Below are 17447 nucleotides of genomic sequence, written 5' to 3' on the forward strand. Positions count from 1 at the left end.
AGATGAGTTTTGTTCAATCACTGTTCCTAATGTTATGGGAACAGCTACCGATAATTGTACGGTAAGTATTGTCCAGTTACCAGCTGCGGGAACAGTAGTTTCCTTAGAACATAACGGGACTGTAGAGGTAGTAGTTACGGCCACTGATGCTGCAGGAAATATTGATGAATCCACGGTAGTATTGACAGCTAAAGACAAAATCGCACCAACTCCGGTAATGGAAACTCTGGCTCCGGTTAGAGCCGAGTGTATTGTTGAAGCGGGCGATGTGACAAAACCACTGGCAGTCGATAATTGTGATGAGTCCATTGAAGGAGTTGCTGATCTTTATTTCCCTGTGACCCGCAGTGGATCTACCATCATTACCTGGAAGTATGACGATGGAAATGGGAATGTAACTTACCAGCAACAGGAGATCATCATTGAAGATGCCACGGCACCGGTACCGGATGTGGCATCCCTGGAAGACATTGCGGTAGAATGCGGGGTTTCAGATATTCCTGCACCAACGGCCACTGATAATTGCAGAGGAGCTATCATGGGAACCGCTTCAGATGCGCTTACCTATATGGACCAGGGAGAATATACTATCACCTGGAGCTATGATGATGAGAATGGGAATATCACCACCCAGCAGCAGAATGTGATCGTACGCGATGTAACGGTGCCTGAGGTAAGCACCCGTGATATTACGGTTTACCTGGATCCTGAGATCAATGTGAGCATTGCTCCCGAGGATATAGACAACGGCAGCTTTGATAATTGTAGCGAGGTAAGACTAAGCCTGGATCAAACCTATTTTGACGAAGTGGGTACTTATGAAGTGACCTTAACTGCTACCGATGAAGCTGGAAACACCGGTCAGGAAACCGCAACGGTAACCGTAGAGATCGATGGTGTGGATGCCAGCACCGTACATGTAGTGCCAACGATCTTAAAACAAAGCTCCATGGCCAAGGTTGTGGTGCCTTTCAGATCTAAGATCATGCAGGTAGAGGTACTGGAGACAGAGACCAACAAGTACAAGATGTTTGAAGGGAATAAGTCCTTTGAAATGATGATTGATATTGCTCCATTTAAAGGAACCTTACTGGTAAGGGTCCTGGATGAGAAGGGCACGGTACATCTTAAGAAATTAATCGCATTGTAATGAAAACGAATATGAAAACTAAGAATATATTTTTCGGTCTGGTCACCTTATTTTCAGGCCTTATAGCAACGAGTCAGGAACTGGTGCGCCCCGTGATCACGGGGGCTCCTTTCCTGCAGATAGTCCCGGACGCCAGGGCAGGCGGGATGGGAGAGAGCGGAGTAGCTACCTTGCCCGATGCCTACTCCCAGTTCCATAACCCTGCAAAATTCCTGTATGCAGGAGAGAGCTCCAAGGGGATCGGTTTATCTTATATTCCGCAGTTTATAGGTTATGCTAATGATATGTTCCATGCCAATGCGGCTTACTATCAAATGCTAAATGAACGCTCGGCCTTAAGCGGCTCCCTGACCTACTTCAGCTTTGGAGAGGTACAGGTGGAAGAAGAAATGGGTAATAGCATTATCAACCAGGGAAACTACAGGCCTAATGAAATGGCGGTAGACCTTTCTTACAGCCTTAAGCTGAACGAGAATTTCGGCATGTCGGTTACAGGTCGTTATATCCGATCAGATATTGCAACGAATCAGGGCAATGATGATGTGCAGCTACAAACGGGCAATGCCGTGGCGGCTGATGTTTCAGGGTACTATACCTCGGCTTCATTAGATCAGCACATTAATAAATGGACTATGGGTTTTAACTTAAAGAACCTGGGCTCCAAGCTTAAGTATGCTGATGAGGAAGGCTTTGATTATCCGCTTCCAACTTCCCTGAAAGTAGGAGGAGGATATCATATTGCGATGGGCAGGAATGATATGTTCTCTTTCTACGGCGAGGCACTGAAGTTTCTGGTACCCGCGACCGATGATCAGCGTAACCTTCCGGACGATAGTGCAGCCGGTGGCTGGTTCTCATCTTTTGGGGATGCACCCGATGGCTTTTCGGAAGAGATGAAAGAGGTGATCTTCTCGCTTGGATCGGAGTTTAATTTCAACGATACCTTCACTTTTCGTACCGGTTATATTACCCAGAGCAGGGAGAAAGGATTTAAGAACCATATGAGCCTTGGAGCAGGGATCAGCTACGATCGTTTTATGTTCGATTTTGCCTATCAGCTGCCTGTGGCCAGTAGCATCATGAGTAGTCAGGATAAGGTGGTAAAGTTCTCCTTAAGCTTCAATCTTGATTCCTCCAATAAAAGTACACAAAGTAATTCAGTAAGCTCTTTGTAAAAAACTAAGCCATTCATGATTAAACAAAAACGCCCTTTCTGAAAGGGCGTTTTTGTTTTATGGGAAATATTTAAAAATTTCCTGATCAATTTAACGTGTATGCCGAGAGTTTTAGTCCTAATTCAAAAGATTAGCTACTTAATTACTGAAAATGCCTAAACCTCACAGGTTTCCAAAACCTGTGAGGTTTTTTTTGTAAATACAAGAGAGTGCTTAAGATACTCTAAACGAATTCAGTTCAAATAATTCCTCCAGATAATTTCTGGAATTTGAAAGGCGTGGGACTTTATGTTGTCCGCCTACTTTATTGTGTTTTTTGAGCCAGTCATAGAACAGGTTCTTACGCGCCTGATGTACGGTAGGCATACGTAAGGTCATGTTATTATATCGCTTCGCCTCGTAATCGCTGTTCACTTCCTGAAGCGCACGATCCAGTTGATACTTGAAATTATCGAAATCCTTTGGGGGAGTCTTGAACTCAATCATCCATTCGTGAGCTCCTTTTTCTTTGCCTTCCATGAATACGGGAGCAACCGTATAATCGACAATTTCGCAATTGGTCACCAGGGATACTTTTTTTAAGGCGGCTTCGGCATTTTCGATTATGAGCTCTTCCCCGAAGACATTGATGTGATGTTTGGTACGGCCTGAGACCTTGATGCGGTATGGATTAGTGTCTGTGAACCTCACAGTATCTCCAATTTTATAGCGCCACAGTCCGGCATTTGTTGTAATGACCACTGCATAGTTCTTATCGATCTCCACTTCGCTTAAGGGGATTGCTTTTTCATTTTCGGTTCCGTATTCATCCATAGGTATGAATTCATAGAAAATACCGTAGTCCAGCATCAAGAGCAGATCTTTGGAATCGTTATGATCCTGGCAGGCAAAGAAACCTTCTGAAGCATTGTAGATCTCATAATACCTGAAATCTTCTTTAGGCAGGATCTTTTGATACTGGGAAGCATAAGGCTGAAAGCTAACACCTCCATGAAAATATACTTCCAGATTAGGCCATACCTCAAAAAGTTCTTCCTTTCCGGTGGTTTCCAGAACATTATTCAGCAAAACAAGCATCCAGCTGGGCACTCCGGCCAGGCTGCTAACCTTTTCCTTTATTGTTTCGTTCACTATGGCCTGCATTTTATATTCCCAGTCGTGCATTAGGGAAACTTCGTTACTGGGGGTGCTGCTGAACTCGGCCCAGAAAGGCATATTGTCTATAAGGATGGCTGAAAGGTCACCGTATGAGGTTCCATTTTCCCGGTAAATTTCCTTGCTTCCTCCAAGTCGAAGGCTTTTACCTGTGAATAACTGGGATTGCGGGTTGTTATTCAGATAGATGCATAAGAGATCTTTTCCTGCGGCATAATGACAGTCTTCCAGCGAGTCCTCACTAACCGGGATGAATTTGCTTTTGGCATTTGTGGTTCCACTGGATTTTGCGAACCATTTTATGGGAGTGGGCCAGAAAATATTGGTTTCTCCTTTGCGGCTGCGTTCTATTACCCCTTCATAATCTTCATATTTCTGAATGGGTACTCTTTCGCGAAAAGTCTCGTAAGAATTTATTTCCTCAAAATTATAACGTTTCCCAAATTCTGTGTTCTTCGCCTTGGTGAGAAGATTCCTAAGCAGCTCTTTCTGAACATCATGGGGGTATTTGATGAATAATTCCATCTGGTGAATTCGCTTCTTCAGGAACCATGAAGCTATGGAGTTGACTAACGGAATTGGCATTATTCTTCTTATCTTTAACGCTTATATTCTGAAGGCGTACGTTATTTGGTTAAAAATAAACGAAACTTTGAAGCCTGCAAAAAATTCAATTAGTCTTAAAATAAAAAAATAAATGAGATACGAGGGTGTTCTAACCAAAATGAGAACTGAAATCACCGATGTTGTTCAGTATTACCTTGTTTGGGAAAATGACTTTTTAAATCTTAACCAGGCACTTGGAAAGAAAATAAGTATCAATTTTCTGAAATTTCAGTGTCTTAATTGTGGGTTGGAGAAAAAGATCTTTCGCCAGGGCTTTTGTTATGATTGTTTCAATTCCATACCACAAGCCGGCGACTGGGTAATAAATCCCGAATTGAGCAAGGCTCATCTTGGAGAAGAGGACAGGGACCTCGATTTTGAAAAAAGAGCACAGCTCCAGCCACATGTGGTGTATCTCGCTAATTCCAGCGATGTAAAGGTTGGGGTTACCAGAAAATCCCAGATCCCTACGCGTTGGATAGACCAGGGGGCTCACGAGGCCATAGAGATCGTGGAGGTGCCAAACCGGTACCTTGCAGGAATTACTGAAGTTGCTTTAAAAGAGCACGTCTCAGATAAGACCAACTGGCGAAAGATGTTGACCAATGATATTGTGGATCTCAATTTAGAGGAAGAAAGAGAAAAACTGAAAGAATATATTCCAGGAGAAGCCAAAGAATATTATATCGCCAGCAATAAGGAAACAGAGATCAAATTTCCAGTGCAGGAATTTCCTAAAAAGATAAAAACGCTCAACCTGGGAAAATCTCCTTTTTATGAAGGGGTTTTGACCGGAATTAAAGGACAATATCTTTTATTCCAAGATGGTACCGTCTTTAATGTAAGGGGGCATGAAGGCTTTGTGGTAGAATTAAAAATTCTTGTCTAATAGTCATCATTCCGCGCGTAGCGAAGGAACCTCGCCTTTAGAAAGAGACTGCTTCTCCACCTTTGGTGGATCGCAGTGACAAACAACGACCTAGATACTACTAGATACTAATTGACAACCAACTCCCAATGTTAAGAGACTGCTTCTCCGCCAATGGCGGCTCGCAGAGACTGGAAGAATAGCTTGAATTGACTGATCTTTAATTAAGTTCAGGGTGGCGGCACTCTCTATTATTGCCCGTCATTCCTCGCAAAGCGAAGGAATCTCATCTAAAGAAGAAACTGCTTCGCTACGCTCGCAGTGACAAACTCTGAAACGAGTTCAGGGTGACGCACTGAGCCTGTCGAAGTGCGTTCTGTTAATTATTCTTAGTAGTATCTGTTTTCTTCTTTGTATTCTTAAGGATCCCGCCCAGGATATCTTTCGCGGCATTCTTCACCTGCTCTTCCTGAGACCTGCTTATAGAATCTCTTTTTGTGGGAACCTGAGTACCGGTTGAGTCTGTAGATTTATTATCTACAGAAGTTGAATCTTTCGAAAATGGTTTATTGGGATCTCTCTTTCCTCTTAAAATATCATTGATGGCATCAACAGCTTTGTCCTCAAGATTTCTTTTTTGTTTTTCCACTATTTTCTGTGTGAGATTATTCACCGCCTGCTGCATGTTCAGTTTTACGTTAGGACTCTGGAAACTACCGGATATTCCTATCGGCAGGGCTACCGTCATATTCTGCAGGTCCTCTCCGCTAAGTTTACCCAGGGTTCCGCCAACTTCCGACCCCAGATAGCGCGCCGGAACATCCAGCACCAGGTCATAATCCATAGACATATCAAAACCATGACTTCCTGAAACCTGAAACCTGATATCCTTGATATTGAAATCGAAAGGTTCTATCTCCACCATTCCGTCTCTAAAGGTGAGATAAGTCTTAAGTTTACTCAGGTCCAGTTTGCTGAAATCAAGAAAGCCCAGCTGCCCGTCCAGTTGAGATAGTAAAGCTGCTTTTTCGGGATTCAGTTCTGCGGTAAGGATCTCTGCAAGAGCATTTCCGGCAACACTTGCCAGCTGTGGGGTAAGGTCTTCATTAAGATTACCTTTCAGATTCAGCGAAGACTGAAGTTTACCTTCAAGAGCCCTGGCAAGAGGTGCCAGGTTCTGCATCAGATCAAGTCCGTTAAAAGAGGAAGCAATATCCAGAGAATTGAGGTTAAGATTCATCTCGAAGACAGGCGTTGGATTCTTTGTAGAGACCATTCCATCAAGACCAATGCTTCCGTTGAAAATGTTGGTCGTGATATTCTCCAGTTTAGCGGTTTCGTCCCTTAAGACAAGTACTCCTTTGGCATTTTTCAATTCAAGATTGTCATAAATAACCGTATTGGCATCGAACTTTAGTTCTACGTCCAGGAATGAAGGGATCTTCACCGCTTCTTTGCCTGTTGTCTTCGCCACGGTCTTTTCTGTACCATCCTCATTTTTGGTCGTTAGCTCTTCAGTTTCGGCAACCTTAAAATCGTTAATCGAAAAGGTATTGGATTTTACATCAAAACTCCCCTTTAATTGTTGATCTGTAAACAGAAAACCAATCAGGTTTTCCAGAGATCCGGAAGCGGTAAGATCGCTTTGCCCGGTGGTGAGTTTTAATTCAGGGATACGTACATTTCCCTGGTTAAAGCTCATATCGGCATTGGAAATCTTTACTTCATTAGGGATTTCCGGCGATACATAACTGAAATTTCTGATAGAAGCCGTTCCGCTGCTTTTCACATTCTCATACTGTTCCTTTTCGATGGAATTCATATCAAAAGAAGTCTGCACATCAGCAGTCAGGATTCCGTTCATATCCTGCTCCATTTCAAGCGGATAGGCCTTGCTGATATTTGCAAGATTAATGGTGCCATCTACTTCCAGGTCAAGTAGCATATTCTCTGTAATATTGCTGATCTTTCCTTTGGTAGTGAACCTGTCCTGGTCTATGCGGAAGGTCGCGTTATTGATGTTAATATAGGTTTCTTCTGCAAGTCCGCTATCATTCAAAATTTCCAGATCAAGGCTTATGTCCTGTACACTTTTTGGGAGGTCAGGGTATTTGAAGGAAGCATCGGCTGAAGTGACCTTTATGTCCATTTTTGGAATATAGGTATCGTCTGCTTTTCCGAAGATCCTTCCGTTTACCACAAAATTCCCTTTTGTTTCGACATTTTCTATATTCTTCGCATAGGTTTCGGGAATCACGGCAAGGAAATTCTTAAAATCTGAGGAAGGAGTTTTAAAGCTAAGATCCATCTCCGTATCCTCTTCATTCACCTGGACATAGCCATCAAAAGTTAAAGGTAGCTGATTGATCCTGGCTTCATTTTCCTTAAAAGTATATTTCAGCGTTTCAAGGTTCATGAGGAATACGGCATCCAGGCTTACATTATGCTGATTCAGGTAGTTTACGCCATCATAATCCAGGGAAACCAGGGCTTCAGAATAGGTGTCGAGTTCCGATTCATCAAGGGAGAAATCACCGGTACCTTCATGGTTCAGGTTTTCAATATCCAGAGTGATCTTTCCTTTTTGATCCAGGTATTTTACACAGGTATTGGTAATCTCATAATGTTTCAGGTCAAGGCTGAATGGCTGACCGTTTGAAGAGGTCGTGGCAGTATCTTCTATTGCTATGTCGTAATTATTATTTCCCAGAGAATCCACTTTGATGTTGACAAAGGCGTTATCCATTTTGAGTTCATCAACATGTTTGGATTCTTCGCTGCTTTTGAAGAGTTCCCAGACAGACATCTCCATGGTCACCTCTTCAGCTATCGCCAGGGTATCTCCTTTAAAGGGTTCATTATTGATGATGCTGAGATCTTCTATTACAAGGGTGGCCTGCGGAAAACTACGGAACATGCTCAGGTCTATATCCTGAAAGTCCACCTGGGCATTCAGATTCTCATTCATGGTCTTTTTGACCAGGTCTTTCAATTGAGATTCAAAAACAAAAGGTGACACTAACAGTAAAATAAAGATAGTGAGCAGTATAAATCCGATAATCTTTAATGCTTTTTTCATTGGTTTATAACATTTGTTTCTAATTTCAATTCTTCAGCAGGTTTCAGATCAAAGAGGTTTCTTAGTCCGTATACTGCGGCGTACAGAAACGGGGTGTCCATAGCTGCGACCAGTACTTTGAATAAAAAACCGCTAAATAGCAGGCCTCCAAACAACTCCCAGTCTATCTTTCCAAAAGAACAGAGCAAAAACAGGACCGAAAAAGTGTCCACGAATTGCGAGAGGAAAGTTGAAAAGTTATTCCTGAGCCATAAATGCCTTCCTTTGGTAAGCCTTTTCCAAAAATGAAAAAGCTGTATATCTACATACTGAGCCAGCAAATAGGCTACCATAGATGCGAATACTGCGATGCCTGTTGCCCCGAAAACCTTATGGAACAGGCTGTTGTCTATTGGTGACCAGGCCGTTGCCGGCGCTGCCTCTGCCAGGTATACTATCAGTAAGGAAAAGAACGATGCAAAGATCCCGGAGGTAACTACCAGGTTTGCTTTTTTCTTACCATAGACTTCACTGATTATATCGGTAATAAGGAAGGTTACCGGGTATGGCAGGATCCCCACTGAAATCTCAAAAGTATATACCCCGAAAAAATCCCAGTAAAAAAACTTTTGAAAGATCAGGTTTGATGCAACCAGGGAAGCGATAAATAGGGCGCTAAGGACCATGTAAATCTGCTGGGCCTTAAGCTTGTCTTTCAGGTAAAATTTGGCCAAATTTTTTTATTAAAGTCTATTAACAAAATTAAGGGTATGTGCTTTTGTTTTGCTTAATTTGCTGTGAAATTATTTGAATCTACCTATTAAAATTTTCTTAATTCGCTTTGAAATCCCCTAAAACAGTAATATTAGCATTGGGAAGTAACCTTGGTGACCGCCAGGCTTACATGCAAAAAGCCCTTCTGCAGATCCATGAAAATATTGGCTGGATCCGGGATATTTCCAGGGTATATGAGACTCCGGCCTGGGGATTTGAGGGGAATGCCTTTTTGAATGCCTGTGTTTCGGTTGGTACCAGACTTGAACCACAGGAAATACTTGATAAGCTTTTGCTTGTCGAAACCGAGTTGGGACGGGAACGATCGGATTCTGAAAATTATCAGAACAGAACCATAGACCTGGATATCCTTCTTTTTGAGGATGAAGTTCTGGATACCCCGGAATTAAAGATTCCGCATCCGGGAATTCCAGAAAGGGCCTTTGTTCTAAAACCACTTAATGACATTGCTTCGTCAGAAAAGCATCCCGTGCTTCATAAGAAGATAGGGCAGTTGCTCGAAGAAACGACCGATGATTCACCGATCTCCGTTGCCGGGATAAAACTGGAGAAGCCCCAGATAGACTATAAATTTCCAGGTTGCAATTATATTGCTGTAGAAGGAAATATTGGGGCAGGGAAGACCAGTTTTTCCACGATGATCTCACAGGATTTCAATGCGAAACTGGTCCTGGAGCGCTTTAAAGACAATCCGTTCCTTCCTAAATTCTATGAAAATAAGGACAGGTATGCATTTCCGCTGGAGATGTCTTTCCTGGCCGACCGTTATCAGCAACTTTCAGACGACCTGGCCCAGTATGACCTTTTTAAGGACTTTGTGATCTCAGATTATGACGTCTTTAAATCTCTCATATTTGCGAGGATCACACTCCATGAAGATGAATATTCTCTTTATCACAAGCTTTTTCATCTGATGTATAAGGAACTGGTGAAGCCTGAATTATATATCTACCTGTATCAGAATACTGACAGGCTGCTGGAGAATATCAAAAAAAGGGGGAGGGATTACGAACAGAATATTCAACCAGATTACCTCTTTGAGATCAATAAGAGCTATCTGAACTTCATGAAATCACAAAGCAATATGAAGGTGCAGGTGATAGATATTTCCGGGCTTGATTTTGTTTCGAATCGAAAAGATTATTTGTGGCTGCTTTCTGAAATTGATAAAGCTGTTCGCTAGGATCTTGCAGTCTTCATCTTAGAAAACAGGTCCCAGAGAACCACTCCCGTGCTTACTGAGATATTTAAGGAATGTTTACTGCCAAGCTGAGGTATTTCAATTACCCCATCGCTGGCTGAAACCACTTTTTGCTGTACACCCTTCACCTCATTTCCGAAAATTATGGCGCATATTTCCCCGGGTTTGGGATGAAAATCGTTGAGCATGATGGCACCTTCGGCCTGTTCAACAGAGTAGACCTTTATCCCGTCACGTTTCAATTTCTCTATAAGTTCCAGTGTGTTTTCCACATACTCCCAGCTAACCGTTTCTGTGGCTCCAAGAGCGGTCTTTTGAATGTCTTTGTGAGGTGGTTTTGCTGTGATCCCGCAGAGGTAGATCTTTTTTATCAGGAATGCGTCGGCCGTGCGGAATACGGAACCTATATTATTAAGGCTTCGTACGTTATCAAGAATAACTATTATCGGGGTCTTTTCAGCTTGTTTAAACTCCTCTACACTTTTCCGGTCAAGTTCGCTGTTTCTAAGTTTCCTCTTGTTCATGGCACAAAAATAGGAAATTGCAGGTTTTCTTTCTTTTTAGTTTAAAATACTGAAAGTCAATATTTTGAATAATTTTACTAAATTAGAATTAATATATTTCTCCCCGATTCTCCCTTAAGAACTTCTGTCTTTCCTGCAAAGGGATGCTTATGGTTAAAAGTCTTTGTAAATACAAATTCAATTATAACTAAAACCATCAGAATTATGAGAAGTTTAAAGTATTTATTAGTCCTAATTTTTTTAATGGCTGGTATGCAATACACCGGTGCCCAGGAAATGAGCGCGAAGAAATATGACAACCCTAACTGGGTACAAATGGTATATATTAAATTCAAACCTATGAAAAAGGATCCGGCAATGGGTATCATACAGGAGTATTTCGCGAAGGCCGATCAAAATGCCGGGATAGAAGCGCCAACGGTTTATCATTTTGCTACCGGAGATTATGATATGCTGGTAGTATGGGAAATGGAAGAAGGTATAGAAACCTTGAATTATGAAATGACTCCCAATGATGCAAAATGGATGAATGAAATGGCAAAACTGGCGGGTAGTCCTGATAAAGCCATGTCCAAAATGGATGAATTCTTTACTTATGTTGATCTCTGGGAGACGAGTATAGCCAGAAAGGAATGATGTTTTTATATAGAAAACATGGGATAATTAGTAAAACAGATCAGCTAAAAAGAGCTGATCTGTTTTTTTAATAAAAATCATTAGATTTAAGTAAACCAAATATCCTGTTATGAAACATATCAAATTACTGTTAACATTCCTCTTTATTTTTTCTTTCTCCTATTCCCAAACTACTTCACAAACCACCTCTGAATTACAGCTGCTGGATATTTTTGATTATGAATATGTCTCCGATCCGCAGATATCCCCTGATGGTAAAAAGATAGTTTATGTGAGGAATTTTAAGGATATAATGACAGATAAAAACCTGTCTAATCTCTGGATTGTTAATTCCGATGGTTCTCAAAACCGCCCGCTTACCTCCGGTAATCAGAACGATTTTTCACCGCGCTGGTCGCCCGACGGAAGAAAACTGGTCTTTAGGTCTAATATGGAGGACGATAAAATGAAGCTGTATCTCATGTGGCTGGATACAAGGGAAGTGTTTCCTCTCACCAACACACCCCAGAGCCCCGGAAATATTAGCTGGTCTAATGATGGCAAATATTTAGCATTTAGTATGTTCGTTCCGGATAAAACAGATCCGTTTATTAAACTTCCTTCAAAACCTGAAGGCGCAAAATGGAATGATCCGCCAAAATTTATAGATGAACTTAATTACCGCGGCGATGGACAGGGTTACTTAAAAACAGGCTATGATCAGATATTTATTCTTTCAACCGATGGCGGTACGCCCCGGCAGCTTACTTTTTCAGAATATGATCACGGTAACCCGGTATGGTCTGCAGATGACAAGAAGCTGTACTTTTCGGCCAATCTAAGGGAAGATGCCGATTTTCAGCCTTTGAATTCGGAGATATATGAGCTAAGCCTAAGTTCGGGAGAAGTTAAGCCTCTTACCGACAGGGTGGGGCCAGATTATAGTCCGGTGGTCTCTCCAAACGAAAACACTATTGCCTATCTGGGCTTTGATGATGAGTTCCAGGGCTATCAGATAAATGATATATATATTATGGATGCCACAGGCGGCGAGCCTGAGAAGATTTCCGGGGAATTTGACCGGGATATTCAGAATATCCAGTGGGATGGAAAAGGCAAAGGCTTATTTTTCCAGTATGATGATCATGGTGATACAAAAATAGCATATATAGACCTTAATGGAAAGACCAGGGTGGTGGCTGAAAATTTAGGCGGACTTTCCCTCGGCCGACCCTATAACGCAGCCACTTTTTCGGTTTCTGAAGGTGGAGACCTGGCCTATACTTATGGTACCGCGCTGAACCCTGCCGATCTTGCCTTTCATGATGGCAGAAAGATGAAGCGTATCACAAATCTTAACGAAGATCTTTTTTCTTTCAGGAATTTAGGAAAAGTGGAGGAGATCACCTGGAATTCTTCGTATGACGATAGGGAGATACAGGGCTGGCTGGTAACTCCGCCAGACTTTGATCCGGATAAGAAATATCCGTTCATCCTGGAAATTCATGGGGGACCTTTTGCCAGTTATGGTTCCGTCTATTCAGCCGAGATACAGGCTTTCGCAGCTGCCGGTTATGTGGTGCTGTACTCCAATCCCAGAGGAAGTTCGGGTTATGGCGCTGAATTTGGAAACCTAATACACCATGACTACCCCAATCACGATTATGAAGATCTGATGAGTGGAGTGGATGCCGTACTAGAAAAAGGCTTTGTGGATGAAGAAAATCTTTTTGTTACCGGTGGAAGTGGTGGCGGAGTGCTTACCGCATGGATCGTGGGTAAGACCGACAGGTTTAAGGCGGCTGTGGTCGCGAAGCCTGTGATTAACTGGTACAGTTTCGTTTTATATGCCGATGGTCCAGGCTTCTTCAGCAAATACTGGTTTCCTAACAAACCATGGGAAGATCCGGAGCCTTATCTGAAAAGATCACCTCTAACCTATGTGGGGAATGTCACTACACCCACTATGTTATTGACAGGAGAAGAAGATTATCGTACTCCCATCGCCGAATCTGAACAATTCTATTCGGCACTTAAACTTGAAGGGGTTGAAACAGCAATGGTGAGGATCCCGGGAGCCTCACATGGGATAGCGAACAAACCGAGTAATCTTATTGCCAAGATCGCTGCTATTCTGGCATGGTTTGATAAGTATAAGGATGAATAAAACAGGGTTTACCGAATTCCTCAAAAGAAAAATCTGTAATAATCAATCATAAAAATATGCACGTGGGAAAAAATCGATGGACCAGAACAGAGCTGGAGATTTACATTCTGCTGCTCTGTGCCAATGCCGATTCTGTGGAAACTCCTGTGGAACTCAGGCTTATCAGTTCTAATGTAGATGAGAAAAGCTTCGAAAAGATCTACAACGAATTTTGGAAGGATTCCGAAGAAGAAAGGCTGGAAAAAATTGAAGATGCAATCGCTGTAAATGATTTTTCTCATAAGGAACTCATTAAGCTGAAAAGGGAAATTCGTGAAATTTTCTTTTCAGACCATCAGTTCAGTATGATGGAACGAAATCTTGACAAGATATTGAACAATATGCTTTATTAAGTATTCTCAATAATTTGGAACGGAGAATGTTCGAGCATACAAATCAACTTAATGAAGGTTTTAACAAAAAATATGGCCTTAATCGATTGGTCTATTTCGAGACATTTCAATATATAAATGATGCTATCAAAAGAGAGAAAAATATGAAAAAGTGGAAACGCGAATGGAAAATAAACCTAATTGAGGAAAAAAATCCACGCTGGAGTGATCTGGCAAAGGAATGGCCAAACCACGAATTGGAATTATAGAAACCAAAAAATGGATTCCTGCCTGCGCAGGAATGGCAGGATACATTAATCATGATCAAATTCTTCAGACATATCCGTCGGCGATTACTTCGTGAAAACAGGTTCACCCGATACCTTATTTATGCCATTGGGGAGATCATCCTGGTTGTGATCGGAATTCTCATTGCCCTTCAAATCAATAACTGGAATGAAACAAGGCAAAATGAAGCAAAGGTTCGGAAACTTCTTCGAAAAATTCAAAATGATATTGAGGACGACGTCGCTATCATCCAGGACAACATTCCTTATTATGCTCGTAAAGATTCTATAGGTTATATGGTATTAAATGACCTCCTGAGTCCGGAAGAATATCAAAATCCTGAATTTGATGAACTTCATTATCTGGCCCTTGAGCTTATACCTATGAATATGAAAAGTGTGGGTTATGACAATTTAAGAGCTGCACAATTCATCATTCCTGAGGATTATGATACCATAGTTGAAAACCTGATTTATCAATACGAGGACCTTTTAAAGGTACTTCAACGAACCCACGAGTTTCTATTGGAGGATGTAAGAAGCAATAAGGATTATCTCTATAAAACTTATGATTGGTATTCCAGTACCCAACCTAATTACCTTAATGAAGATAGAATAGACTATTTACTCAATAATATCCGATATAAGGGAATGGTGCGGAAGTATTTAGATGCAAGTACTAATGAGTATATAAGACGAGCCACGAGTTACTTGGAAACTGCATTGGAAAATTATGAGGATATAAATCAGGTTCTGGGAGAAAAAAATAAAATGAGCTTGATGTATGATGCCTCTGCATTAGAAGAAAGATTTTTAGGGGAATATAAAATCGTATCTGGGGATACAATTGATGTTTACTCAGATGGAGGCAGGTTTTATCTCCAGGGAGAAAGATTGCACCCCTTATTCCCCTATGCCAAGGACAAGTTTTTTCTAGGGATAATTATTTGAGATTCCACACGCGTGGAGATAGTATCTGTTTATACGCAACAACCTATGAGGGGGGTAGAAAACCTGTGGGAGTTAAGATAAAGTGAGATCATTGTTGAAGTCATTGTAGTTATGTTTAAATTCTTTTGCCAAATATGCAGTGATTTCTCCGTGAAAACAGGGTCGCGAGATCTCCCATCTTTAGCCTTGAATTAATGGATATTGTGATAAACCTTAGCTAATTCTTTGACTTCTCCGGCACGATGTTTAGTCATTCCTGCGAAGGCAGGAATCCACAAAATATTCAATATGCTTCATAAAAATGTTCATACCCAGCCTGTGCAGTAATAACAGGATAGATTAATCATGAACAAATTCTTTAGTAATATCTGCCGGCGACTCCTTCGTGAAAACGGCCGTGCTCTTTATAACAGATTTTCAGGTAGTTTATCCTGAATATTTTCATAAGACGTACATTTTCAATAAATTAAACCTTTCTGACACCTGTCCCATCAGAAGTTCCCAATCTCTTTTTGAATTATAAGCTCTGCCCGTTAGATGGTTTGCCTAACTAATCTCTTTTGCTATTTCTCACCAGCCCCGGGTGATCGATTATGAAATACTAATGATCAAATATTAACTAAAAACCAACTAATTATGAAAAGACTGATCGTTTTATTACTAATAATGCCATTCCTGGGGTTCTCTCAGGAAGAGGATAGCCGTATCATGCATATGTGGGAACTAACAATCAAGGCTAACCAGGGACAGAAGTTCCAGGAAGGGATGAAAAAGTGGAAAGACTGTTATCTTGAAAACGAAGGGGTTGATTCCTGGAACGTATGGAACCGGGTTCAGGGCGTTGGAAACGTGGTGGCGGTAACCCTTTATATGGATAAATGGGCAGAGATGGACGAGGACAATGATGAAGCCGGGCAGACCTGCAGCTCCATATTTCAGACAGATGTTTTTCCCTATGTGGAGAAAATGGAGCATCATATCGCTACCACAATCCCCGAGTTTAGTCGTAGCCAGGGAGACAGACCCAAGCTTGTTAATGTAGTTTACTTTAAGGTCAACAATTCTCCCGAATTTACATCTGTGGTAAAGGATGTAAGCTCTACTTTCATGGAATCCAGTGAGAACGCTGGTGGTTTCTGGTATGATTTTGTTGGAGGCGGTCCTGACTCTCCACATTATATGGTCGCAGCGCCTTTAAATAAATTTGCAGATTTAGATGAGAACCGGGATGGACCATGGCAGGCTTATGAGAAAAAACACGGAAAAGCCAAAACGGAATCTACACGTAATAGGTTCCGTGAATCTGTAGATGAAATCTGGTCATATATGTATAAGCTGAATACAGAACTAAGCAGGGATCCTGAATAGTTTAAGAATTTCTGAATTTAAAGAGGCTGTCTAAAAAGTCAAAAACGTCATCCTGTTCCGATAGCTATCGGAATTATCTCAGGATATTAACTAATTGAAAATCAATATCAATTAAAAGCTGAACCAAGTTCAGCTTGACGAAATAGGGGCTTTTTAGACAGCCTCTTTTTTGTTGAAAATTAAATATGATTTAAGAAGGATTCCGTAACCGACGCTTCTTGTTTGGCGTCTATGCAGATATAACCAATTTTAAATCATGGAAAATTCAGCAAAAAAGAGGGTGATGATTTTTATCGTTTTCCTTGCGGCACTTTCACTAGGCTCTTATTTTATTCCTGATGGTTCTAACCTGAAGATGCTGCTCATTATTTGGATCCCGGCAATCGCAGCTCTGCTCACCGCATTGGTTACAGGTCTTTCCTTAAAGAGTATAGGCTGGTCCTTCTCCTTTAAATGGATCGCAGCCGGGTGGCTCATCCCGGTAGGATATGGGTTTCTTACTTATGGTCTTATCTGGCTTACCGGTCTTGGTGAAGTACCCAACCCCACCTTTCTTGAAAGGGCAAGATTCACCATGGGAATGTCTTCAGAGAACGATATCCTTATCATCACTTCCGCGTTTTTCTATATCACTATCGTGAATCTTATTCCTAATCTGGTCCTTGCCTTTGGGGAAGAACTTGGATGGCGCGGATTTCTGGTGCCTCAGCTTTCCAGGTTTACCGGTTTTTGGCTAACAGCTTTACTCAGCGGACTTGTCTGGCTGGGTTGGCATCTTCCGGGGATTATAGCAGGTTCCTATGGTGCTTCCGAAACTCCTCTTTTCTACCAGGTGTTTTGCTTCAGCCTTCTTATCTTGGCCGGTTCGGTGATATTTGCCTGGATCAGGCTGAGGTCCAACAGCATCTGGCCGGCAGTGGTGCTCCATGCCACTCATAATGGTGTGATCCAGGCCTTTTTTGAAAGGATCACCCTTGATAATGGCAATACAGAGTATTATGCGGGCGAGTTCGGGATCGTTCTGCCACTGGTTTCGCTGGTCATAGCCCTAATCTGGATAAGATACGGAAGAATACCCGGGAGGTCCGTAAAACCAATGATGAATAAGGTTTATTCTGAGGTTTAATAGTTTGAAGGTTGTACCAAAATAGTTCTC

General features: G+C 41.7%; 15 protein-coding genes. 11 read left to right on the forward strand and 4 right to left on the reverse strand.

Translation table 11 applies throughout. The annotated features are described in order from the left end of the window. Positions 1–1150, forward strand: a 1150-nt coding sequence (locus LU635_RS17065; RefSeq protein ID WP_240100808.1) for a PKD domain-containing protein, incomplete at its 5' end; no start/stop codon positions are given. An 11-nt stretch (positions 1151–1161) separates the two neighbouring features. Continuing rightward, the gene (porV, locus tag LU635_RS17070; protein ID WP_240100809.1) at positions 1162–2325 is read left to right on the forward strand and encodes a type IX secretion system outer membrane channel protein PorV; all 1164 of its coding nucleotides are present in this window, start codon (positions 1162–1164) and stop codon (positions 2323–2325) included. 213 nt (positions 2326–2538) lie between these two features. Here the strand turns inward: porV and LU635_RS17075 are convergent, their stop codons facing one another. Beyond that, a complete protein-coding gene (locus LU635_RS17075; RefSeq protein ID WP_240100811.1) occupies positions 2539–4065 on the reverse strand; it encodes a GH3 auxin-responsive promoter family protein in 1527 nt (508 codons plus the stop codon). A gap of 112 nt (positions 4066–4177) precedes the next feature. Between LU635_RS17075 and LU635_RS17080 the strand changes: the two genes are divergently transcribed. After that, positions 4178–4975: a DUF2797 domain-containing protein gene (locus LU635_RS17080; RefSeq protein WP_240100813.1), complete on the forward strand. Its 798-nt coding sequence runs from the start codon at positions 4178–4180 to the stop codon at positions 4973–4975. A gap of 358 nt (positions 4976–5333) precedes the next feature. On the opposite strand, the gene LU635_RS17085 is transcribed toward LU635_RS17080, so the two are convergent. Continuing rightward, positions 5334–8033, reverse strand: a complete 2700-nt coding sequence (locus LU635_RS17085; protein WP_240100815.1) for an AsmA-like C-terminal region-containing protein — start codon at positions 8031–8033, stop codon at positions 5334–5336. Next, entirely contained in the window at positions 8030–8698 is a 669-nt protein-coding gene (locus tag LU635_RS17090) for a queuosine precursor transporter (RefSeq protein ID WP_240100848.1), read from the reverse strand. Before LU635_RS17090 ends, LU635_RS17085 begins: the two co-directional genes overlap by 4 nt. A gap of 155 nt (positions 8699–8853) precedes the next feature. On the opposite strand from LU635_RS17090, the gene folK reads away from it, so the two are divergent. Then, positions 8854–9990, forward strand: a complete 1137-nt coding sequence (gene folK / locus LU635_RS17095; RefSeq protein WP_240100816.1) for a 2-amino-4-hydroxy-6-hydroxymethyldihydropteridine diphosphokinase — start codon at positions 8854–8856, stop codon at positions 9988–9990. On the opposite strand, the gene LU635_RS17100 is transcribed toward folK, so the two are convergent. Beyond that, positions 9987–10532: an RNA methyltransferase gene (locus tag LU635_RS17100; protein ID WP_240100818.1), complete on the reverse strand. Its 546-nt coding sequence runs from the start codon at positions 10530–10532 to the stop codon at positions 9987–9989. The genes folK and LU635_RS17100 overlap by 4 nt on opposite strands. Before the next feature lie 204 nt (positions 10533–10736). Here LU635_RS17100 and LU635_RS17105 point away from each other — a divergent pair, with 204 nt between their 5' ends. From LU635_RS17105 to LU635_RS17135, 7 genes are all read left to right on the forward strand, one after another. After that, the gene (locus LU635_RS17105) at positions 10737–11168 is read left to right on the forward strand and encodes a hypothetical protein (RefSeq protein ID WP_240100819.1); all 432 of its coding nucleotides are present in this window, start codon (positions 10737–10739) and stop codon (positions 11166–11168) included. Between the two features lie 109 nt (positions 11169–11277). After that, complete coding sequence (locus LU635_RS17110) at positions 11278–13314, forward strand: S9 family peptidase (protein ID WP_240100821.1); 2037 nt, start codon at positions 11278–11280, stop codon at positions 13312–13314. 56 nt (positions 13315–13370) lie between these two features. After that, positions 13371–13706, forward strand: coding sequence for a hypothetical protein (locus LU635_RS17115; protein WP_240100823.1), 336 nt, complete (start codon positions 13371–13373; stop codon positions 13704–13706). Positions 13707–13720: 14 nt separating this feature from the next. Next, positions 13721–13954, forward strand: coding sequence for a GIY-YIG nuclease family protein (locus LU635_RS17120; RefSeq protein ID WP_255749922.1), 234 nt, complete (start codon positions 13721–13723; stop codon positions 13952–13954). Positions 13955–14005: 51 nt separating this feature from the next. After that, a complete protein-coding gene (locus LU635_RS17125; protein WP_240100826.1) occupies positions 14006–14923 on the forward strand; it encodes a DUF6090 family protein in 918 nt (305 codons plus the stop codon). Between the two features lie 636 nt (positions 14924–15559). After that, entirely contained in the window at positions 15560–16291 is a 732-nt protein-coding gene (locus tag LU635_RS17130) for a hypothetical protein (protein ID WP_240100827.1), read from the forward strand. Between the two features lie 256 nt (positions 16292–16547). After that, on the forward strand, positions 16548–17417 hold the full coding sequence (locus LU635_RS17135) for a CPBP family intramembrane glutamic endopeptidase (RefSeq protein WP_240100829.1): 870 nt from the start codon (positions 16548–16550) through the stop codon (positions 17415–17417). Positions 17418–17447: the final 30 nt, after the last annotated feature.

It is taken from the genome of Christiangramia crocea, assembly GCF_022410465.1.
In the GTDB taxonomy this organism is placed as follows: Bacteria; Bacteroidota; Bacteroidia; order Flavobacteriales; family Flavobacteriaceae; genus Christiangramia; species Christiangramia crocea.

Coding starts and splice junctions, on each gene's coding strand:
- LU635_RS17135 (WP_240100829.1), top strand. CDS start 16,548: ATGGAAAATTCAGCAAAAAAGAGGGTGATGATTTTTATCGTTTTCCTT.
- LU635_RS17085 (WP_240100815.1), bottom strand. CDS start 8,033: ATGAAAAAAGCATTAAAGATTATCGGATTTATACTGCTCACTATCTTT.
- porV (WP_240100809.1), top strand. CDS start 1,162: ATGAAAACTAAGAATATATTTTTCGGTCTGGTCACCTTATTTTCAGGC.
- LU635_RS17105 (WP_240100819.1), top strand. CDS start 10,737: ATGAGAAGTTTAAAGTATTTATTAGTCCTAATTTTTTTAATGGCTGGT.
- LU635_RS17080 (WP_240100813.1), top strand. CDS start 4,178: ATGAGATACGAGGGTGTTCTAACCAAAATGAGAACTGAAATCACCGAT.
- LU635_RS17115 (WP_240100823.1), top strand. CDS start 13,371: ATGCACGTGGGAAAAAATCGATGGACCAGAACAGAGCTGGAGATTTAC.
- LU635_RS17130 (WP_240100827.1), top strand. CDS start 15,560: ATGAAAAGACTGATCGTTTTATTACTAATAATGCCATTCCTGGGGTTC.
- LU635_RS17125 (WP_240100826.1), top strand. CDS start 14,006: ATGATCAAATTCTTCAGACATATCCGTCGGCGATTACTTCGTGAAAAC.
- LU635_RS17075 (WP_240100811.1), bottom strand. CDS start 4,065: ATGCCAATTCCGTTAGTCAACTCCATAGCTTCATGGTTCCTGAAGAAG.
- LU635_RS17100 (WP_240100818.1), bottom strand. CDS start 10,532: ATGAACAAGAGGAAACTTAGAAACAGCGAACTTGACCGGAAAAGTGTA.
- LU635_RS17090 (WP_240100848.1), bottom strand. CDS start 8,698: ATGGTCCTTAGCGCCCTATTTATCGCTTCCCTGGTTGCATCAAACCTG.
- LU635_RS17110 (WP_240100821.1), top strand. CDS start 11,278: ATGAAACATATCAAATTACTGTTAACATTCCTCTTTATTTTTTCTTTC.